At 51.4% G+C, this 15,432-nt stretch carries 17 protein-coding genes; 15 read left to right on the top strand and 2 right to left on the bottom strand.

Going from position 1 to position 15,432, the window contains the following annotated elements; genetic code table 11:
* Both ACFFK0_RS22965 and ACFFK0_RS22960 read left to right on the top strand, forming a co-directional pair.
* Positions 1-260, top strand: a 260-nt coding sequence (locus tag ACFFK0_RS22965) for a hypothetical protein (RefSeq protein WP_377472696.1), incomplete at its 5' end; no start/stop codon positions are given.
* A gap of 15 nt (positions 261-275) precedes the next feature.
* Positions 276-1,364, top strand: a complete 1,089-nt coding sequence (locus tag ACFFK0_RS22960) for a DUF1648 domain-containing protein (RefSeq protein WP_377472695.1) — start codon at positions 276-278, stop codon at positions 1,362-1,364.
* Positions 1,365-1,450: 86 nt separating this feature from the next.
* Here ACFFK0_RS22960 and ACFFK0_RS22955 read toward each other — a convergent pair whose 3' ends face one another.
* Positions 1,451-1,648: a hypothetical protein gene (locus ACFFK0_RS22955; RefSeq protein WP_377472694.1), complete on the bottom strand. Its 198-nt coding sequence runs from the start codon at positions 1,646-1,648 to the stop codon at positions 1,451-1,453.
* A 179-nt stretch (positions 1,649-1,827) separates the two neighbouring features.
* On the opposite strand from ACFFK0_RS22955, the gene nikA reads away from it, so the two are divergent.
* Genes nikA through nikE form a run of 6 tightly spaced genes read left to right on the top strand, consistent with a single transcriptional unit; the run spans position 1,828 to position 8,094 of the window.
* Positions 1,828-3,447 carry a nickel ABC transporter substrate-binding protein gene (gene nikA, locus ACFFK0_RS22950; protein WP_377472693.1) on the top strand — a complete coding sequence of 540 codons (1,620 nt, stop codon included), beginning with the start codon at positions 1,828-1,830 and terminating at the stop codon, positions 3,445-3,447.
* A gap of 19 nt (positions 3,448-3,466) precedes the next feature.
* The gene (gene nikB / locus ACFFK0_RS22945; RefSeq protein ID WP_377472692.1) at positions 3,467-4,411 is read left to right on the top strand and encodes a nickel ABC transporter permease subunit NikB; all 945 of its coding nucleotides are present in this window, start codon (positions 3,467-3,469) and stop codon (positions 4,409-4,411) included.
* On the top strand, positions 4,408-5,250 hold the full coding sequence (gene nikC, locus ACFFK0_RS22940) for a nickel ABC transporter permease subunit NikC (RefSeq protein ID WP_377472691.1): 843 nt from the start codon (positions 4,408-4,410) through the stop codon (positions 5,248-5,250). The genes nikB and nikC overlap by 4 nt, the downstream gene beginning before the upstream one ends.
* Positions 5,251-5,255: 5 nt before the next feature.
* The gene (locus ACFFK0_RS22935; protein ID WP_377472690.1) at positions 5,256-6,089 is read left to right on the top strand and encodes an ABC transporter ATP-binding protein; all 834 of its coding nucleotides are present in this window, start codon (positions 5,256-5,258) and stop codon (positions 6,087-6,089) included.
* The gene (gene cntE, locus ACFFK0_RS22930; RefSeq protein ID WP_377472689.1) at positions 6,086-7,291 is read left to right on the top strand and encodes a staphylopine family metallophore export MFS transporter CntE; all 1,206 of its coding nucleotides are present in this window, start codon (positions 6,086-6,088) and stop codon (positions 7,289-7,291) included. The genes ACFFK0_RS22935 and cntE overlap by 4 nt, the downstream gene beginning before the upstream one ends.
* The gene (nikE, locus tag ACFFK0_RS22925) at positions 7,288-8,094 is read left to right on the top strand and encodes a nickel import ATP-binding protein NikE (RefSeq protein ID WP_377472688.1); all 807 of its coding nucleotides are present in this window, start codon (positions 7,288-7,290) and stop codon (positions 8,092-8,094) included. The genes cntE and nikE overlap by 4 nt, the downstream gene beginning before the upstream one ends.
* Positions 8,095-8,103: 9 nt before the next feature.
* Here nikE and ACFFK0_RS22920 read toward each other — a convergent pair whose 3' ends face one another.
* Positions 8,104-9,060 carry a helix-turn-helix transcriptional regulator gene (locus tag ACFFK0_RS22920; RefSeq protein WP_377472687.1) on the bottom strand — a complete coding sequence of 319 codons (957 nt, stop codon included), beginning with the start codon at positions 9,058-9,060 and terminating at the stop codon, positions 8,104-8,106.
* Positions 9,061-9,149: 89 nt separating this feature from the next.
* Here ACFFK0_RS22920 and ACFFK0_RS22915 point away from each other — a divergent pair, with 89 nt between their 5' ends.
* The 7 genes from ACFFK0_RS22915 (at position 9,150) to ACFFK0_RS22885 (ending at position 15,424) form a co-directional block, all read left to right on the top strand.
* Positions 9,150-9,362 carry a P-loop NTPase family protein gene (locus tag ACFFK0_RS22915; RefSeq protein WP_377472686.1) on the top strand — a complete coding sequence of 71 codons (213 nt, stop codon included), beginning with the start codon at positions 9,150-9,152 and terminating at the stop codon, positions 9,360-9,362.
* A gap of 30 nt (positions 9,363-9,392) precedes the next feature.
* Positions 9,393-10,112, top strand: coding sequence for a hypothetical protein (locus tag ACFFK0_RS22910; RefSeq protein WP_377472699.1), 720 nt, complete (start codon positions 9,393-9,395; stop codon positions 10,110-10,112).
* Entirely contained in the window at positions 9,994-10,380 is a 387-nt protein-coding gene (locus tag ACFFK0_RS22905; protein ID WP_377472697.1) for a hypothetical protein, read from the top strand. Before ACFFK0_RS22910 ends, ACFFK0_RS22905 begins: the two co-directional genes overlap by 119 nt.
* A 101-nt stretch (positions 10,381-10,481) precedes the next feature.
* Positions 10,482-12,332 (top strand): cache domain-containing sensor histidine kinase, encoded by a 1,851-nt coding sequence (locus ACFFK0_RS22900; protein ID WP_377472685.1) that lies wholly within the window; start codon positions 10,482-10,484, stop codon positions 12,330-12,332.
* An 83-nt stretch (positions 12,333-12,415) separates the two neighbouring features.
* Positions 12,416-13,717 carry an ABC transporter substrate-binding protein gene (locus ACFFK0_RS22895; protein WP_248924985.1) on the top strand — a complete coding sequence of 434 codons (1,302 nt, stop codon included), beginning with the start codon at positions 12,416-12,418 and terminating at the stop codon, positions 13,715-13,717.
* A gap of 31 nt (positions 13,718-13,748) precedes the next feature.
* On the top strand, positions 13,749-14,678 hold the full coding sequence (locus ACFFK0_RS22890) for a carbohydrate ABC transporter permease (RefSeq protein ID WP_377472684.1): 930 nt from the start codon (positions 13,749-13,751) through the stop codon (positions 14,676-14,678).
* A gap of 20 nt (positions 14,679-14,698) precedes the next feature.
* Entirely contained in the window at positions 14,699-15,424 is a 726-nt protein-coding gene (locus ACFFK0_RS22885; RefSeq protein ID WP_377472683.1) for a carbohydrate ABC transporter permease, read from the top strand.
* Positions 15,425-15,432: the final 8 nt, after the last annotated feature.

Below are 15,432 nucleotides of genomic sequence, written 5' to 3'. Positions count from 1 at the left end.
AAGAAGAAAACACGCGAAAAAGTCAGAAAAACGGAGAAAACATTAATTTATTGAGGGAGGGTAAACCACAAGGGTTCATGTGGAGATCCATATGCGACCATACGGCTTTCAAAAAGCGGGGTGGTCCCCACCTCTATTCCCGCCAACAGGTCGATTCCAAATATTCACTCCTCGTCAAATCCTATCCAAGGGAGCTTTGGATGTCAAAGAAGAAAACACGCGAAAAAGTCAGAAAAACGGAGAAAACATTAATTTATTGAGGGAGGGGATTGAAAATGACAAACTGGTGGAGTTTGCTCATAATGTGTATGATCGAATTGATCGCGGTCGTGCCGCTGTTGTTGCTGCCGCTTCTCGGGCCCCGCGCGCTGCTGTTTGGTGTTTACGTGCCTGAAAGCGACCGCAATTATCCGGAGGTTCGAGCAATCCGGCGAAAATTTGCCGTTATTTTTGCTCTACTGGCAGCACTGGGCATAGCGGTGGCTGCATCCGTATACGCCGTAACGGATGGCCGGCCCATTCCCGTACTGGCGGCCGGGCTTATCGTTCAGCATCTCGGAGCGCTTGCGGCTTTCATCATAAGCCGCCGCTCAGCGCTCCGGCTGAAGGCGGACCGAAAATGGAAGGTCCCGTCGGACGTGCGCAGAGTGGCCGATTTGAGGTTCCGTCAGAAGCAGGCCGTGCTTCGAAATCGCTGGTACGTGCTTCAATTGCTTTTTGTCGCCGCATGTGCCGGAGCCGCCGTATTGCTGTGGGATCGCATTCCCGATCCGCTCATCACGCATTATGGCTTCGACGGCAAGCCGGACCGTTACTCAGCGAAATCGTTCGGCATCGTTTTTAGCCTCAATATCATACAGCTGTTTCTGGTCGGATTGTTTGCGTTCATAAATACTGTCATACGTAAAAGCAGACAGCAGCTGGACCCGAACCGGCCGGAAGTTTCGCTCGAACAGCAGCTGAAGTCCAGGCGGGCGTCGTCGATCTTTTCATACATTTTGTCGTTTGTTATCGTTGCTTTTTTCGGCTATGTTCAGGCGTCGATGCTGTATCAATGGTCGGGCGCGGAAGTCTTTTCGGTCCTATTGCCCCTGATTTTACTGGGAGGCATCCTTGGTTTTATTGTTTACATGAACAAGAAAGGTCTTGATGAACCCGCCGGTTTCAACATGCAGGACGATCGACATTGGCGCGGCGGAGTGTTTTATTACAACGTCGACGACCCGGCATTGTTCGTAGCAAAGAGATACGGCGTCGGTTGGACGCTTAATTTCGCCAGGCCGGGAAGTTGGTTTGTTTTGGCGGCATCTCTTCTGCTGCCGTTAGCGATTATTTCGATCGTAATTTTGCTGAGCCGATCTTGATACTAATGTCCGCTGCGGAATTAGCGAACCGTTTTATTATTAAAGATAAACCCTCCGGATAGCCAGGAGGGCTTTTTATATGTTGCTTATACGGTTTCGCTTTTCCTGCTTTTGTACCAGATGACGATCACGAGAGCGGCAAACCCCAGCAATAGATGACGGGACTTTTCCGGCAAAACGAAGGTGAGATAGGTGAGCAGCGTCGGATAAATCAAGGCGACGGCAACACCGTTGCAAATGCCCGACAAGTACAAGAGCGGCCCCGCCGTTTGCAGCATGCCCAATAATAATGCCCCTGCAAGTAGATTCGAATAGAACCTGCGGATAACGGACGCGCAGTCCTCATTTTTGCAAATTCCCTTCCTGTGGCGACTATCTTGACACATGGAAATATATCCTGTAACATTCAATCTATAGTGATAATCATTATCATCAATATAGACCGAGAGGGGAAAACATTCAAATGTTTGTTTCAAAGGGCAAGTCGCTGCTTATTATGGCGCTTATCATAGCAACCGCACTTGCAGGCTGCTCCAAAGATAATGCCGCACAAGGCACCGCAGCGGGATCGGTGCAAACGGATAAAACGATCACGGTATCGTGGCCAAGAGATATAGGTACGATGAACCCTCATGTTTACAACCCTTCGCAATTAATCGCACAATCGATGATATACGAACCGCTCGTCAGCTATAAAGAGGGAGGCAAGCTTGAGCCTCATCTGGCGGAATCGTGGGATATATCGAAAGACGGGAAAGAATACACTTTCAAGCTCCGCAAAAATGTCAAGTTTTCCGATGGAACGGACTTTAATGCCGCAGTTGTGAAAAAGAACTTCGATGCAATCATGAAAAATATTAAAAATCATTCCTGGCTCGGTTTTCTTAATGTGCTCGATAAGACAGAGGCTGTAGATGAGCATACGTTCAAAATGACGCTGAAGCAGCCCTATTACCCGACCGTTCAGGAGCTGTCGGTCGTCCGTCCGGTGCGGTTTCTCGGCGAAGCCGGGTTTCCGGATGACGGAGATACCTCCAAGGGCGTGAAGAAGCCGGTCGGCACCGGACCGTGGATGCTGTCGGAATATAAGAAAGACGAATATGCGGAATTTATTCCTAACCCGAACTACTGGGGAGATAAGCCGAAAATCAATAAATTGGTCATCAAAGTTATTCCGGACGGCGAAACGCGCGTCCTTGCTTTTGAGAAAAAAGAGCTTGATCTGATCTACGGAGAAGGCGTTATCAGCATGGATGCGTTTAAGCAGCTGAAAGCATCCGGCAAATACGACACAAGTCTTTCCGAACCCATTGCAACCAGAGAAGTATTAATGAATACCTCCAAAGATATACTTTCGGATTTGCGGGTGCGTCTCGCCTTGCATCACGGCTTTAACAAGCAAGCGATGGTGGACGGGATTACGTCAGGCCTGGAGGAGAAAGCGGATAACATCTTATCCAAAAACTTGCCGTACACGAATATTGACGTAAAGCCGCTTGAATACAATGTAGACAAAGCAAAAGCTTACTTGGAAGAAGCGGGTTGGAAGCTTCCTGCCGGCAAGACCGTTCGCGAGAAAGACGGAAAGCCGCTGGAGCTGGAGCTGCTGTACGAAAAATCCGATCAGGTTCAAAAACCGATGGCGGAAACGCTGCAAGCCGAATGGGGAGCTATCGGCGTCAAGCTGAACATCAAAAGCCTGGAAATTACCGAACAGGTGAAACGTTTGCGGGCGGCGGATTTTGATTTGTATTTCTGGAGCAACTACGGGGCACCGTACGATCCGCACTCTTTCATCAATATCGCAGCGACGAATAGCCACGGGATCTCGGAGTCGCTCGCGAACCTGCCCATGAAAAAAGAACTGGATCAGCAAATAAACGAAGCCTTCCTCACGACCGACGAGAGCAAGCGCCAGCAGCTGTACAGTTCCATTTTAAAGACGCTGCAGGAACAGGCAACATTTTTGCCGATCTCGTACCTTAAGAAAACGGCTGTTTATCAAAAAGATGTAAAGGGCTTCGTATTCCCGGCCAATCGGGATGACAACCCGTTCCTCGGAATCGATAAGGCGAATAAGTAAACGGCAGGGAGGTTATGAGTTGCTAAGCTATATCGGGAAACGGATCCTTGCCATCATTCCCATTTTTCTTTTTGCCGCCTTTCTTTCTTTTGCAATGATTCACCTTTCGCCTGTCGATCCGGCGGAAGTATATCTTACGGCTGCCCTCATTCATCCGACGGAAGAGCTGCTTGCCGAGGTCAGGCACGAATTCGGTCTGGACCGCCCGCTGTTTGTTCAATATGTGAATTCGCTTATAAAAATAAGCCGACTTGATTTCGGCACGTCTTATATTACGAAGGAGCCGGTTTGGCGGGAGGTTGCGCAGCGGATGCCGGCAACGCTCCAGCTTGCCTTCAGCAGCATTATATTGGCTGTGCTGATCAGCGTGCCGATCGGCTTTTTATCGGCGGTTTATAAAAACGGCATCATCGACCATGTTACCCGGCTGCTTGCTTTCATCGGCGCTTCCATCCCGCAGTTTTGGCTCGGGTACTTATTGGTTTATTTCTTGTCCGTCAAGCTGGATTTGTTGCCGGTTCAGGGAAGAGGGACATGGGCGCATCTGGTGCTGCCTTCGTTTACGCTGGCACTCGGGCTGATTGCAATCTACAGCCGTCTGCTGCGTACCAGCGTGCTGGAGCAGATGCAGGAGCCGTATGTGCTGTACGCCAGAGCCAGAGGCATCAAAGAGAAGGTCATCATGGGAAAACATGTGCTGAAAATCGCGATATCGCCGATGATTACCGGCCTGGGCATGAACCTGGGAAAGCTGCTTTCCGGCACGATTATTGTCGAGGTTGTCTTTTCTTGGCCAGGCTTTGGCCGTTATTTTGTCGACTCGATTTTAAACAGGGATATCCCGGTCATTCAATGTTATGTGCTTCTTGCAGCTTGTCTGTTTATCGTGTGCAACCTGATCGTGGATCTTCTCCAGATGGCAATGGACCCGCGAATTTCACGCAAAGGAAGAACCGGATTATGATCGCCAGTATACGAACCGGCCTCAGAAGCCGGAAGACCGCTCAGGCATGCATAGTTTTTTTGCTTGTTCTCTTTATTCTTACCATCCTGGCTCCCTGGATTTCTCCGCATGATCCGATTCAGGTCAATTTGACGTTAAAGCTGCAGCCGCCTTCATTGGACTATCCGCTGGGCACCGATCATTTGGGACGCTGCATTTTATCCCGTCTTTTGCATGGCGCCCGGATTTCATTAGGTTTCGCGTCACTGATCTTCATCTCCTCTTTGGGGATCGGCCTGTTCGTCGGAGCCATTGCCGGCTATAAAGGCGGGCCGGTCGATTATGTTCTGATGCGGCTCTGCGAAGGGGTGATGGCGTTTCCGAATCTTGTGCTCATTCTGGGATTGGTCGGGATCTTCGGACCGGGACTGCCGCAGGTCGTTTTGGCGATGATGCTCGTACAGTGGGTATATTACGCCCGGATGTTCCGGGGCATGGTTCTCAGCTTAAAGGAGCAAAATTTCGTCATCGCCGCCCAAATAAGCGGATCCTCGCAGTGGAAAATTATTAGGCGGCACATCATTCCCAATGTGCTCCCCCCAATCGTCGTTATGGGAACTCTGGAAATGGGCTGGGCGATTATGGATATTTCCGCGCTCTCCTTTCTTGGACTTGGCATTCAGCCGCCTGCGCCGGAATGGGGGGCGATGATTCACGAAGGAAAATCGTTCATACGCAGCAATCCGGAATTAATGTTATACCCGGGAATCATGATTCTTCTCGTCGTCGTTTCGTTCAATTTGCTGGGTGAAGCTTTGTCGGAGCGGTTTGGCGTCAAGCGACTTTTGGAAAAGGAATGAGAGCATTGAGTGATAAACAAGGCCATGTATTGCAGGTAAGCTGCCTTCACGTAAAGGTTAAAACGGCGCATGGACATCTTTCCCTTGTCAAGGGTGTTGAGTTCGCTTTGAAGCCTGGCCGTGTGCTCGGTTTTGTCGGAGAAAGCGGAAGCGGCAAATCGGTCACCAGCTTGTCCATTTTGCAGCTGCTTGATCGGAAATCAACCGTTGTGGAAGGCAGTATCCAGTTAAACGGCCGTGAGTTGAACGGGCTTCATGCCGAAGAGATGAGGCGCATACGCGGGAAAGAGATCGCTCTTATTATGCAAAATCCAATGAATGCCTTCTCTCCTGTGTTTACAATAGGCGATCAGTTTGTGGAAACGATCCGCACGCATACCGGATTCGGCAAAAAGCAGGCGGCCGAATTGGCGGCTGACGCTTTGCATGATGTAAATTTGCCGGATCCGGCCGCATTGATGAGGCGATACCCGTTTGAGCTGAGCGGAGGAATGCTGCAGCGGGTGATGATCGCCAATGCGATGTGCCTGCAGCCGTCGGTGCTCATCGCCGATGAGCCGACGACAGCCCTTGATGCGGCCAACCAACTGCAGGTGCTTCGCCAGCTTGAGCGCATTCGCTCGGATTACGGCACGGCGATTCTCTTGATATCCCACGATTTGGGGGTCATATCGGAAATGGCGGACGAGGTGGCCGTTATGCAGCAGGGACGGATCGTAGAGAAAGCGGACGTCTTCGAGCTGTTCGATCACCCGCAGCATGCGTATACGAAAATGCTGCTCGATGACAGACTGACGCTGCCGATTCATCAGCCGGCCCAGGAGCTTGTATTGTCATGAATGCCGTGCAGCCGCAGGTTATTGTTCCGCAGGAGCGTCCGTTTGGGTCGAAGGCGATCCGGATTTACCTTGTATCGATATTATTTTACACCACGAGCCATGTCCTTTTGATTTTGCTTCCTCTGGAATCGCACGAACTTGGAGCGAGCCCTGCCCAGATCGGTCTGATTATGGGCGCATATATGTTTACTTCCATGTTCTTAAGGCCTGCAGCCGGTAAAATGGTCGACAAGCTTGGCACGAAACGAATATTTGCCGCAGCGCTTGTGATGAATGCGGTCGTCATCTCCATGTATCTCATCCATGAGCTTTGGGTGTTCGCTCTGCTCCGCATGCTGCAGGGAGTCATTCTTTCCTTTTTTTCCATGGTCTCGCATCTCATGATCATCCGGGTATTACCGGATAAAACGCGTGGGCAAGGACTGTCGCTTTTCTCTCTATCATCGATGCTGCCCTATACGTACGGTCCTTTTCTGGTACTTTATTTTGCGGATAAAGTGCCTATGTCCTATATCTTTTTGGCCTTGATCCCGCTAAGTTTGACGACACTTTTCGTCGGCATGACCCTCCGGTTACCGGATCTTCAAGAGCATGGGCAGTTACAAGCGGCAAATCCATACAGCAGCGAGCCTTACAGAGGATGGAAAGAGCGGAACCTGCTGCTTCCATCGGTCATTATGCTTATGGCTTCGGCCATGATCGGTACGATAGCGGCCTTTCTTCCGCTTTATCTGGAGAAGCGCGGATTGCCTTTTGCCGGAACGTATTTTTTGACTGAAACGGCGGTACTTATCGTACTGCGCTTCTTCGGCCGAAAAATGATTCCGACAGGCGGCCGTTTTCCGGTTCTTATCGTCGCCGTCCTTATTTTTCTTATGACGACTGCCGCAGGTTTGGTTCGGATAGCTGAATCCCTGCCCTTATTACTGCTTGCAGCGGTTTGCAACGGGATTGCTTTGTCGATGCTGTATCCGACTCTGCTGACGCATGTTTCGTTTATCGTGCCGGAACGGTTCAGAGGCAGAGGGATAGGGCTGTTCATCGCCGCCGCCGACTTCGGAACATCGGTAGGCACTCTGGGGTTAAGTCTGGTTGCAAACTCGTATTCTTACGAGGTCATGTTTTCCGGCTGTATGGTCATCGGGGCGGCAGCTCTTCTGCTTATTCTGATGCAGGCAAAAAAGGAGGGGGTGACGAAGTGAGCTTGCTGCAGGTGATTGATATTACTCATGCTTATGCGTCTTCCCGTTTGTTCCGGCGGATGCAGCGGCAAACGGCGGTGCTTTCCGGCGTTTCCCTCTCGATTGAACATGGACAATGTCTGGGGCTGCTCGGCACGAGCGGAGCGGGCAAAAGCACGCTGGGCAAAGTGATCCTCGGATTGGAAAAGCCGCAGAAAGGACAGGTCCTGTTTCAAGGAATCGATCTCTACCATGCGGACACAACCGCCCGCAAACGGCTTCGCCGCGATCTTCAAGTCGTATTTCAAGATTGCTATTCCTCTGTAAACCCTCGCATGACGGTGGAACAAATTATCGCGGAGCCGCTGCAAAACTATGAGATCTTATCCACGCAGGAGCTGAAACGAACGATTGGGGAACTGCTCGAAAGAGTCGGGCTAAATCCGGATCATTCGAGGAAATATCCCCATCAATTCAGCGGCGGACAGCTGCAAAGGATCAATATTGCCAGAGCGATTGCGCTTAAACCGAAGCTGATTGTTTTGGATGAGGCGGTCAGCAGTTTGGATATGGTGACGCAGGCGCATATATTGAGCTTGTTAAAGGAATTAAAGTCGAGCTTCGGCCTTTCTTATCTTTTTATTACTCATGACATTAAAGCGGCTTACTCCATTTCCGATTCACTGGCTTTTATGGAAAAAGGCGAAATCGTTGAACGGATGGACGATAAATCGCAGCTTTTATCGTCGAATCACGCGGCTGTGAAAAGTTTGGTGGGATCCGTTCTTTCCGAGCATCCGCGAAATCGTACCCTCAAAGCTTGATGACGGCAGTCAGTCGTTCGAATCTAATCCGTAATGACGGAGGAGATCTTGCGCCCGCTCGCCGATCCGGTCGACGATTTCCCGCGGTTCCAACACTTTGGCATCGGAGCCAAGCTGGAAAAAATACATGGCCGCGAATTCCGTCTCGCTTTTGTCGATCACGGTATCGATACAGCCGCGTTCCGGACCGGTTGCCACGATATGCGGCTCCAGCCACGGCTGGCTGCGGCACTGCCTCATGCCTTCTCTGGTTAACTCCACATAAAGACGTACCGGCAGTTGCGGGGGTTGGCGGGAAAGCCGGTCCAACCATGTGGGCAGGTCGATGGGCGGCTCGAGCTTTTGCCCCGTGTTTTCCAAGGCCGAGATCCGGTCCGTCCGAAACAGGCGAATTTCGCCGCTTTCCAGGTCGATGGCGGGCATGTACCAGAAGCCGTCGTGAGCATATACCCCGATCGGCGCAACCGCTCTCTCCGTATTTTTCGTTTTCGACACGTACTCGATTTTCAATACTTGCCGTTCTGCGGCCGCCTCGATAATTTCCTTCAAAAAGGGAGACGGGACGGTTCTTTTTTGATTCCAGAAGGAGATGACCGTCTCCAAACGGTCCACTTTTCTCTTCGCATCGCCGGGAAGATGGGCATAAAGCTTTCCGGAGACGGAGTTCACGTTGATATCAAACGGCAGCGACGGATAATACTTCAGCGCTTGAAAGGCGAAAAAAACGGCGAATGCCTCGTCTTCGTCGAACATGATCGATGGCAGCATTCTGCTGCGCAGCAGCCGGTAACCTCCGCTTCGGCCCGTTTCCGTGTAAAGCGGAACGCCCATCTCGCTCAGGTCCGCCAAATACCGGTGGGCGGTCCGGACGGATATTCGGAACTCATCGGCAACCTCCTGCGCAGTAAAGCTGCGCTTCATATTGACGTATGCGATCAGATCGAACAAAAGCTTTGCCTTCGACATCCGAATCCTCCTGTATTTCAAACCATGACAGGTTTTGTCATGGTTTTAGTTTATTTTCATTATAAACGATACGGGGAGGGAAAAGCACCATGCAAAAATACGATTCCATTCAAGTCAGCGGTGCCAGGGAAAAAAATCTGAAAGCCATTCATATCGCCATTCCGAAAAAGCGGATTACGGTATTTGCCGGCGTATCCGTCTCCGGGAAATCGGCGCTCGTGTTCGATACGATTGCGGCCGAATCGCAGCGGCAGCTGAACGAAACGTATTCCAGCTTCGTCCGAAACAGGCTGCCCCATTAGGGAAAACCCGAGGCGGATGCCATTGCAAATTTGCCGGCGTCTATCGTGATCAATCAGAAGCGGTTCGGCGGTAACGCCAGATCGACCGTCGGGACGGCCACGGACATCTATGCTTTGCTGCGTCTGCTGTATTCCCGGTTCGGGACCCCGTTCGTCGGCTATTCCGACGTATTTTCCTTCAACAATCCGCAAGGCATGTGCCCGGATTGTGAAGGCTTGGGCAAAACGAAGACGATCCTTGTCGACCGTCTGATCGACAAGGAAAAATCGCTTAACGAGGGGGCGATCCTGTTTCCCACGTTCAGACCAGGCGAGGTACGGTGGAAACGGTACGTCTGCACCGGCCTGTTCGATAACGACAAAAAACTGAAGCTGTTTACCGAAGAGGAAATGGACACGCTGCTGTACAAAGCGGGGTTCAAGCCGCCGAATCCGACCGAGGGTTGGCCGCCGACCTCGTTCTACGAAGGCGTCGTCCCCCGAATCAAGCGAACTTTCCTGCATAAGGACTCCTCCCGAGACGCCGAGCGTTACAAAGAGGTGATCGACCGGATTTATCCGGTCGATCCGCGAACCGCAGGCACGGATGGTTACGGATGCGATCGTCAAGCAGCTTACCCATCTGATAGAGATCGGGCTCGGGTATTTAAGCCTGAACCGCGAATCATCCAGCCTGTCGGGCGGCGAACTGCAGCGGGTCAAGCTTGCGTCCGAACTGGAAGGCAGCGGCAATGTGTACGTGCTGGATGAGCCGACCACAGGACTTCATATGTCGGATGTCGACCGGCTGATCGGCATCTTGAACCGGCTCGCCGACAGAGGAAATACGGTGATTGTGATCGAGCACAATATGGAGTTGGTTTGCCAAGCGGACTGGATCGTCGATCTGGGCCCCGGCGCCGGCGCTGGGGGAGGAAGGCTGATGTTCGAAGGCGTTCCCCGGGACATCGTCGATTGCAGCGGCTCCATTACCGGACAATATCTGAAGGAAGCCGTCAATCGGAAGACGGGGGGATGATGAAAGGAACCCGGCCCAAGCTTGCGGCGCAACAGGTAGCCAGCATTCCGGAATGCCGTTATAATAGGTTTACCTTTTCGCGTTCAAGGAGTGTCCGGACTATGTTCAAGAGAATGAGCAGCCTTTCGCTGCGATCCCGGCTGCTGGTGTCTTACATTGTGCTGATAACCGTGTCCATAGGCATTCTCGGGATCGGTTATTATTACAAAAGCTCCGAGGTTGTGCTGGAAAACGCCAGCCAAACGATCTTAAGCATCGTGAAGAAGGGGAACCAGTCGCTGGACGACAAGTTCAGCAGTGTAGAGAAAATTGCCGTCAACATGCATCTGGACGATGAGCTGTACCGTTTTTTCAACGAAAAGGCTAGCCAAAGCCACGGGTACGCTTACGAAGACGATCGCAGCATCTCCCGTATTTTGCAAAAATATTTCCCGATGTCCGAAGATTTATATTCGGTCAATTTGGTTACCGCCAAATATATATACGGGGACAACCCGAATTTCTGGATCCCGAAAACCAATATGTCGGATTCCGACATTTATCATGCAGGTCTTCAGTCTACCGAACGTACGACCTGGATTCCTACTTACAACCTGCTGAGAAAATATTATGCGATTTCCCGGCATGCCGAATCGAAAGACCAATACGTGTTTACCGCAACGAGACTGATCAATTTGTGCACCTCCAAAAATCATTTGCTGCAATGTTTAAACGAAAATGCCGATAAGCCGGTGCTGATCGTCAATTTTCAGGAGGATATGCTCAAGAAGGCGTTCGCGGAAAGTTTGGCGATCAAAGGCTCTTATTACTACGTGCTCACTCCCGGCAACGAAGTGGTGTCCCACTCGGGCAATGTAGGCGGAGAGCCGAAATCATCGCCCGACCGGGAGTGGACCCGCAGAGCGTCAGAAGCGGGCAGCGGTACGGAAATCGTGCGGATCAACGGGAAAAAGATGGTCGTATGTTTTGACAAAATTGCCACAACGGGCTGGTTGTCCGCCGTATTTATTCCGTACGACAACCTGCTCTCCACCGTTCCGAACATGGTCACGTTTACGATCTATTCCACGGGTGTGGCGATGCTGCTGTCCGTTTTCTTCGCCTCCATTACATCCGGGCGCATTGTACGGCCTGTCAAGAAGCTGATGATCGGCATCAAGCGGATGGGGGAAGGCCATTTCAACTCGAAAATCGAAGCGGCCGGCTCGGGGGAGCTTGTGACGCTGATCCATAAATTTAACCAGATGAACGATAAAATACAGCTGCTTATCGACGAAAACTATCAAGTGCGGATCAAGGAGATGGAGGCGGAACTTAAAGCGCTCAATTTTCAGTTCAACCCGCATTTTCTGTACAATACATTAAATACGCTTAATTATTTGGCGATCGAAAATGAACAGCCCGTCATCAGCCATTTCCTGGTGGAGCTTTCGGAGATGCTTTCCTATACCGCCAAGGGGCCCGGGCTTGTGCCATTTCGCGAGGATTACCGCTATTTGCAGAATTATGTGTCCATCATGAAACTCCGGTTTCAGGAAAAATTTCAGGTTCGTTACGATATCGATCCGATGCTGCTCGAGGCTGATGTGCCCAAATTTCTTCTGCAGCCGTTTGTGGAAAACGCACTGATTCACGGTTTGGAAGAGCGGGAAGCGGCCGGGGTGATCGAGATATCCGGCAAACGTTCAAACGACAGGCTGATTTTCACGGTTGCCGATAACGGCAAGGGGATAGAGCCGGAAGTTTTGCACAACCTGCTTAAAGACCGCGATACAAACAGCAGCGGCCGGGGACATCATTCGATCGGCATTGAAAATGTGGACAAACGGATCAAACTTTTGTACGGCGCTGAGTACGGCGTAAACCTCGAGTCTGCCCCAGGAGCGGGAACGAAGGTTACGATCGTGCTGCCGTATACGGATAAAAACGTAACGAAGTCCACCAATAGTTGATTTTTACAGTGGGAACGAAAGCGCGGGAATATTATGATGAAAGCGTAAACAAAAAACTACCTGTTTCTAGGAGGGTCATCGCTTTGAAAAAATTAAAAATGATTATTCCCGTCGCAATTGGCGTATCCTTAGTGGCCGGGTGCAGCGGCGAAGCCGGCAAAACGGATGCGGGAGGCAATGCGGATGCATCGGCCAAAGGCGCGGTGCAGCTCACTTATTGGCGGCCGCAGGCGAGCGGGCCGGAGGACGACTTTTACAAAAACAGAGTGGAAGCCTTCAACAAGGCATACGAAGGAAAAATCAACGTCAAGATGGAAGCGGTCACAAGGGGCAACTCCTTCGCTTATGAGGACAAGGTGAATGCGGCGGTCGCTTCCCATACGCTCCCGGATGTCATTGCCCTGGACGGCCCGAATGTGGCGAATTATGCATCCTCGAAAATTTTGGTTCCGCTCGACTCTTATTTTACGAAAGACGATATGAACGATTTTGTTCCGTCGATTATTCAGCAGGGCACCTACGAGGGCAAATTTTATGCGGTAGGCATGCAGGAGTCTTCGGTCGTGCTGTTCTACAACAAGAAGATGATGAAAGAGCACGGCATTGAGCCGCCGACCAGCATGGATAAAGCCTGGACTTGGGACGAGTGGTACGATGTGATGAAGAAGACGGCCAAGGACGGCGTATTCGGAACGAATATGATCAACGATAAAGGCGAATGGATGACGTATGCGTTTGAACAGATGTGGATTTCGGGCGGCACCGATATCGTCAGCAAGGACGGCAAGACGGCTTCGGGTTACGTAAACGGACCTAAAGGGATCGAAGCGGCACAATTTCTGCAAAAGCTTTCCAAAGAGAAGCTTTTCAACATCGATCCGAAGCCGACGGAATTCGAGGAGGGCAAGGCGGCAACCAAGCTGGGAGGACCGTGGAACATCCCGGGCTTTAAGGATTATCCAAACCTGGAGTGGGGCATCACGTATTTTCCGAAAAAAGCGGGCGGCACGCTTACGGCGCCTTCGGGCAGCTGGGCGATCGGGATAAGCGCCGACAGCAAATACCCGAAGGAGGCGGCGGAATTCGTCAAATGGATGACGAACACGGAATCGTCCGTCGGAATCGCCAAAGCGGTCAGCATGCCGGCAAGCCGCAAGAGCGCGTACGAGAAAATGCCGGAATACAACGAATTGCCTTTAAAAATCATTAAAGAGCAGGTCACCACCGTTTCGCACGCCCGGCCGGTAACTCCCGCGTACCCCTTGCTGACGCAAAAATTCGCCGAAGCGCTGACGGACATCATGATGGGCGGCGACGTGAAGAAGTCGCTGGACAATGTCGCAGACGCTTACGATTCGGAATACAAAAAGAATTATGCGAAGTAATGCCGCACCGGCTGAAAGGGTTGAGAAGCGCATGGAGATCGTATCCCATCCTGCCCGGGCGGAGCACGGCAGCAAGCCGGCGGCCAGCCTGAGAAGCGGCAAACGGAAGGAATCTTTAACCGGCTACGCCTTTGTTTTTCCGGCCGTGGTGCTCTTGATCGTGTTTTTGCTGGTGCCTTTCCTGCTTGCGATCGCGCTCGGCTTTACGAAGTTCAATCTGCTGCGCCCGGAGGATATTTCGTTTATCGGCCTGCGGAACTACCTGGATATTTTTCAGGATAAGCTGTTTTATAAATCGCTCTTCAACACGTTGTACTTCACCGTCATCGTCGTTCCGGTCCAGTGCGGCGTCGCGCTCATCTTGGCGCTGCTTGTAAACAATGCGCTGCCGTTCCGAAATATGTTCCGGATCGCTTACTTCAGCCCGGTCGTTACCTCGATGACGGTAATCGCCATTTTGTGGATTTATTTGTACAATCCGAATGAAGGGCTGATCAATTCCTTGCTGGATGCGCTCGGTATTCCGAAGCAGCCTTTTCTCCGCGATAAAAGCCAGGCGATGAATTCGATTATTTTCATGTCGGTTTGGCAGGCGGCCGGTTATCAGATGATGATCTTTCTGGCGGGGCTGCAGGGCATTTCCAGAGACATGTACGAAGCATCGGCGATCGACGGCGCGGGCAAACTTCAGCAGCTGCGCTACATTACGCTTCCGAGCTTGTACAACGTTATCGTATTCGTGCTGATGATCACGACGATTCAGGCCGTCAAGCTGTTCACCCAGCCGTTTATCATGACGAACGGCGGGCCGGAGAACTCGACGCGAACGCTCGCTCTGTTCATTTACCAGCAGGGCTTTCAATTCCGCAACGCCGGCTACGCTTCCGCGGCGTCGGTTATTTTTTTCCTGATCGTCCTGCTGATTTCGCTGCTGATGCGGAAGTTTCTCAAAGATAAGTAGAACGGAGGAGGGAGGGACCCATGCCTGCCAAACGCAGCATCGCTGTACTGTACAGCCTTAACATCGTGATTTCCTTGTTGTTTATTGTCCCGCTGCTGTGGATGATCGTTTCTTCGTTCAAGCCGGAAAACCGGATTTTTGCCGATTTGAGCTCCATCAAGGCGATCCTGCCGGTCGATTTCACGTTGGATAACTACATCAAAGCGTTTCAGCGAATTCCTATGATGAAATATTTGTTCAACAGCCTGTTTTATGTGACGGTCATCGGACTTTGCGGCCTCGGCGTAAACTCGATTTGCGGCTATGCGCTGGCCAAGCTGAATTTTAAGGGCAGGACGCTGATTCTTACGGCCATCATCGCGCTGATGATCGTCCCGTTCGAGAGCATCTTGATGCCGCTTTACGTGGTGGTCAATTCGCTGCATTGGGTCAACACCTGGTGGGCGCTGATCGTTCCTTTCGTGGCCAATTGCTTCAGCATCTTCATGTTCCGGCAGTTTTTTATGGACATTCCGAATGAGCTTCTGGAGGCGGCCGCCATCGACGGCTCCTCCCCGTTTCGAACCTTCGCCACGGTGGTTGTTCCTTTGTCCGGCCCGGTGTTTACCACCGTGTTTATACTCGATTTTATATCCCATTGGGGAGATTTCCTGTGGCCCATACTGGTGACGACGGGAGAAAAGCTGCGCAATGTGCAGCTTGGCTTCTTTTTCATCATTGAACAATTCGTATACACTCATATCTAAGGCGGTTG

Origin of the sequence: Paenibacillus chartarius, assembly GCF_042432825.1 — a bacterium.
In the GTDB taxonomy this organism is placed as follows: Bacteria; Bacillota; Bacilli; order Paenibacillales; family NBRC-103111; genus Gordoniibacillus; species Gordoniibacillus chartarius.
The sequence above is the reverse complement of the archived record's forward strand: the minus strand, read 5'-3'. Positions and strand labels throughout refer to the sequence as shown.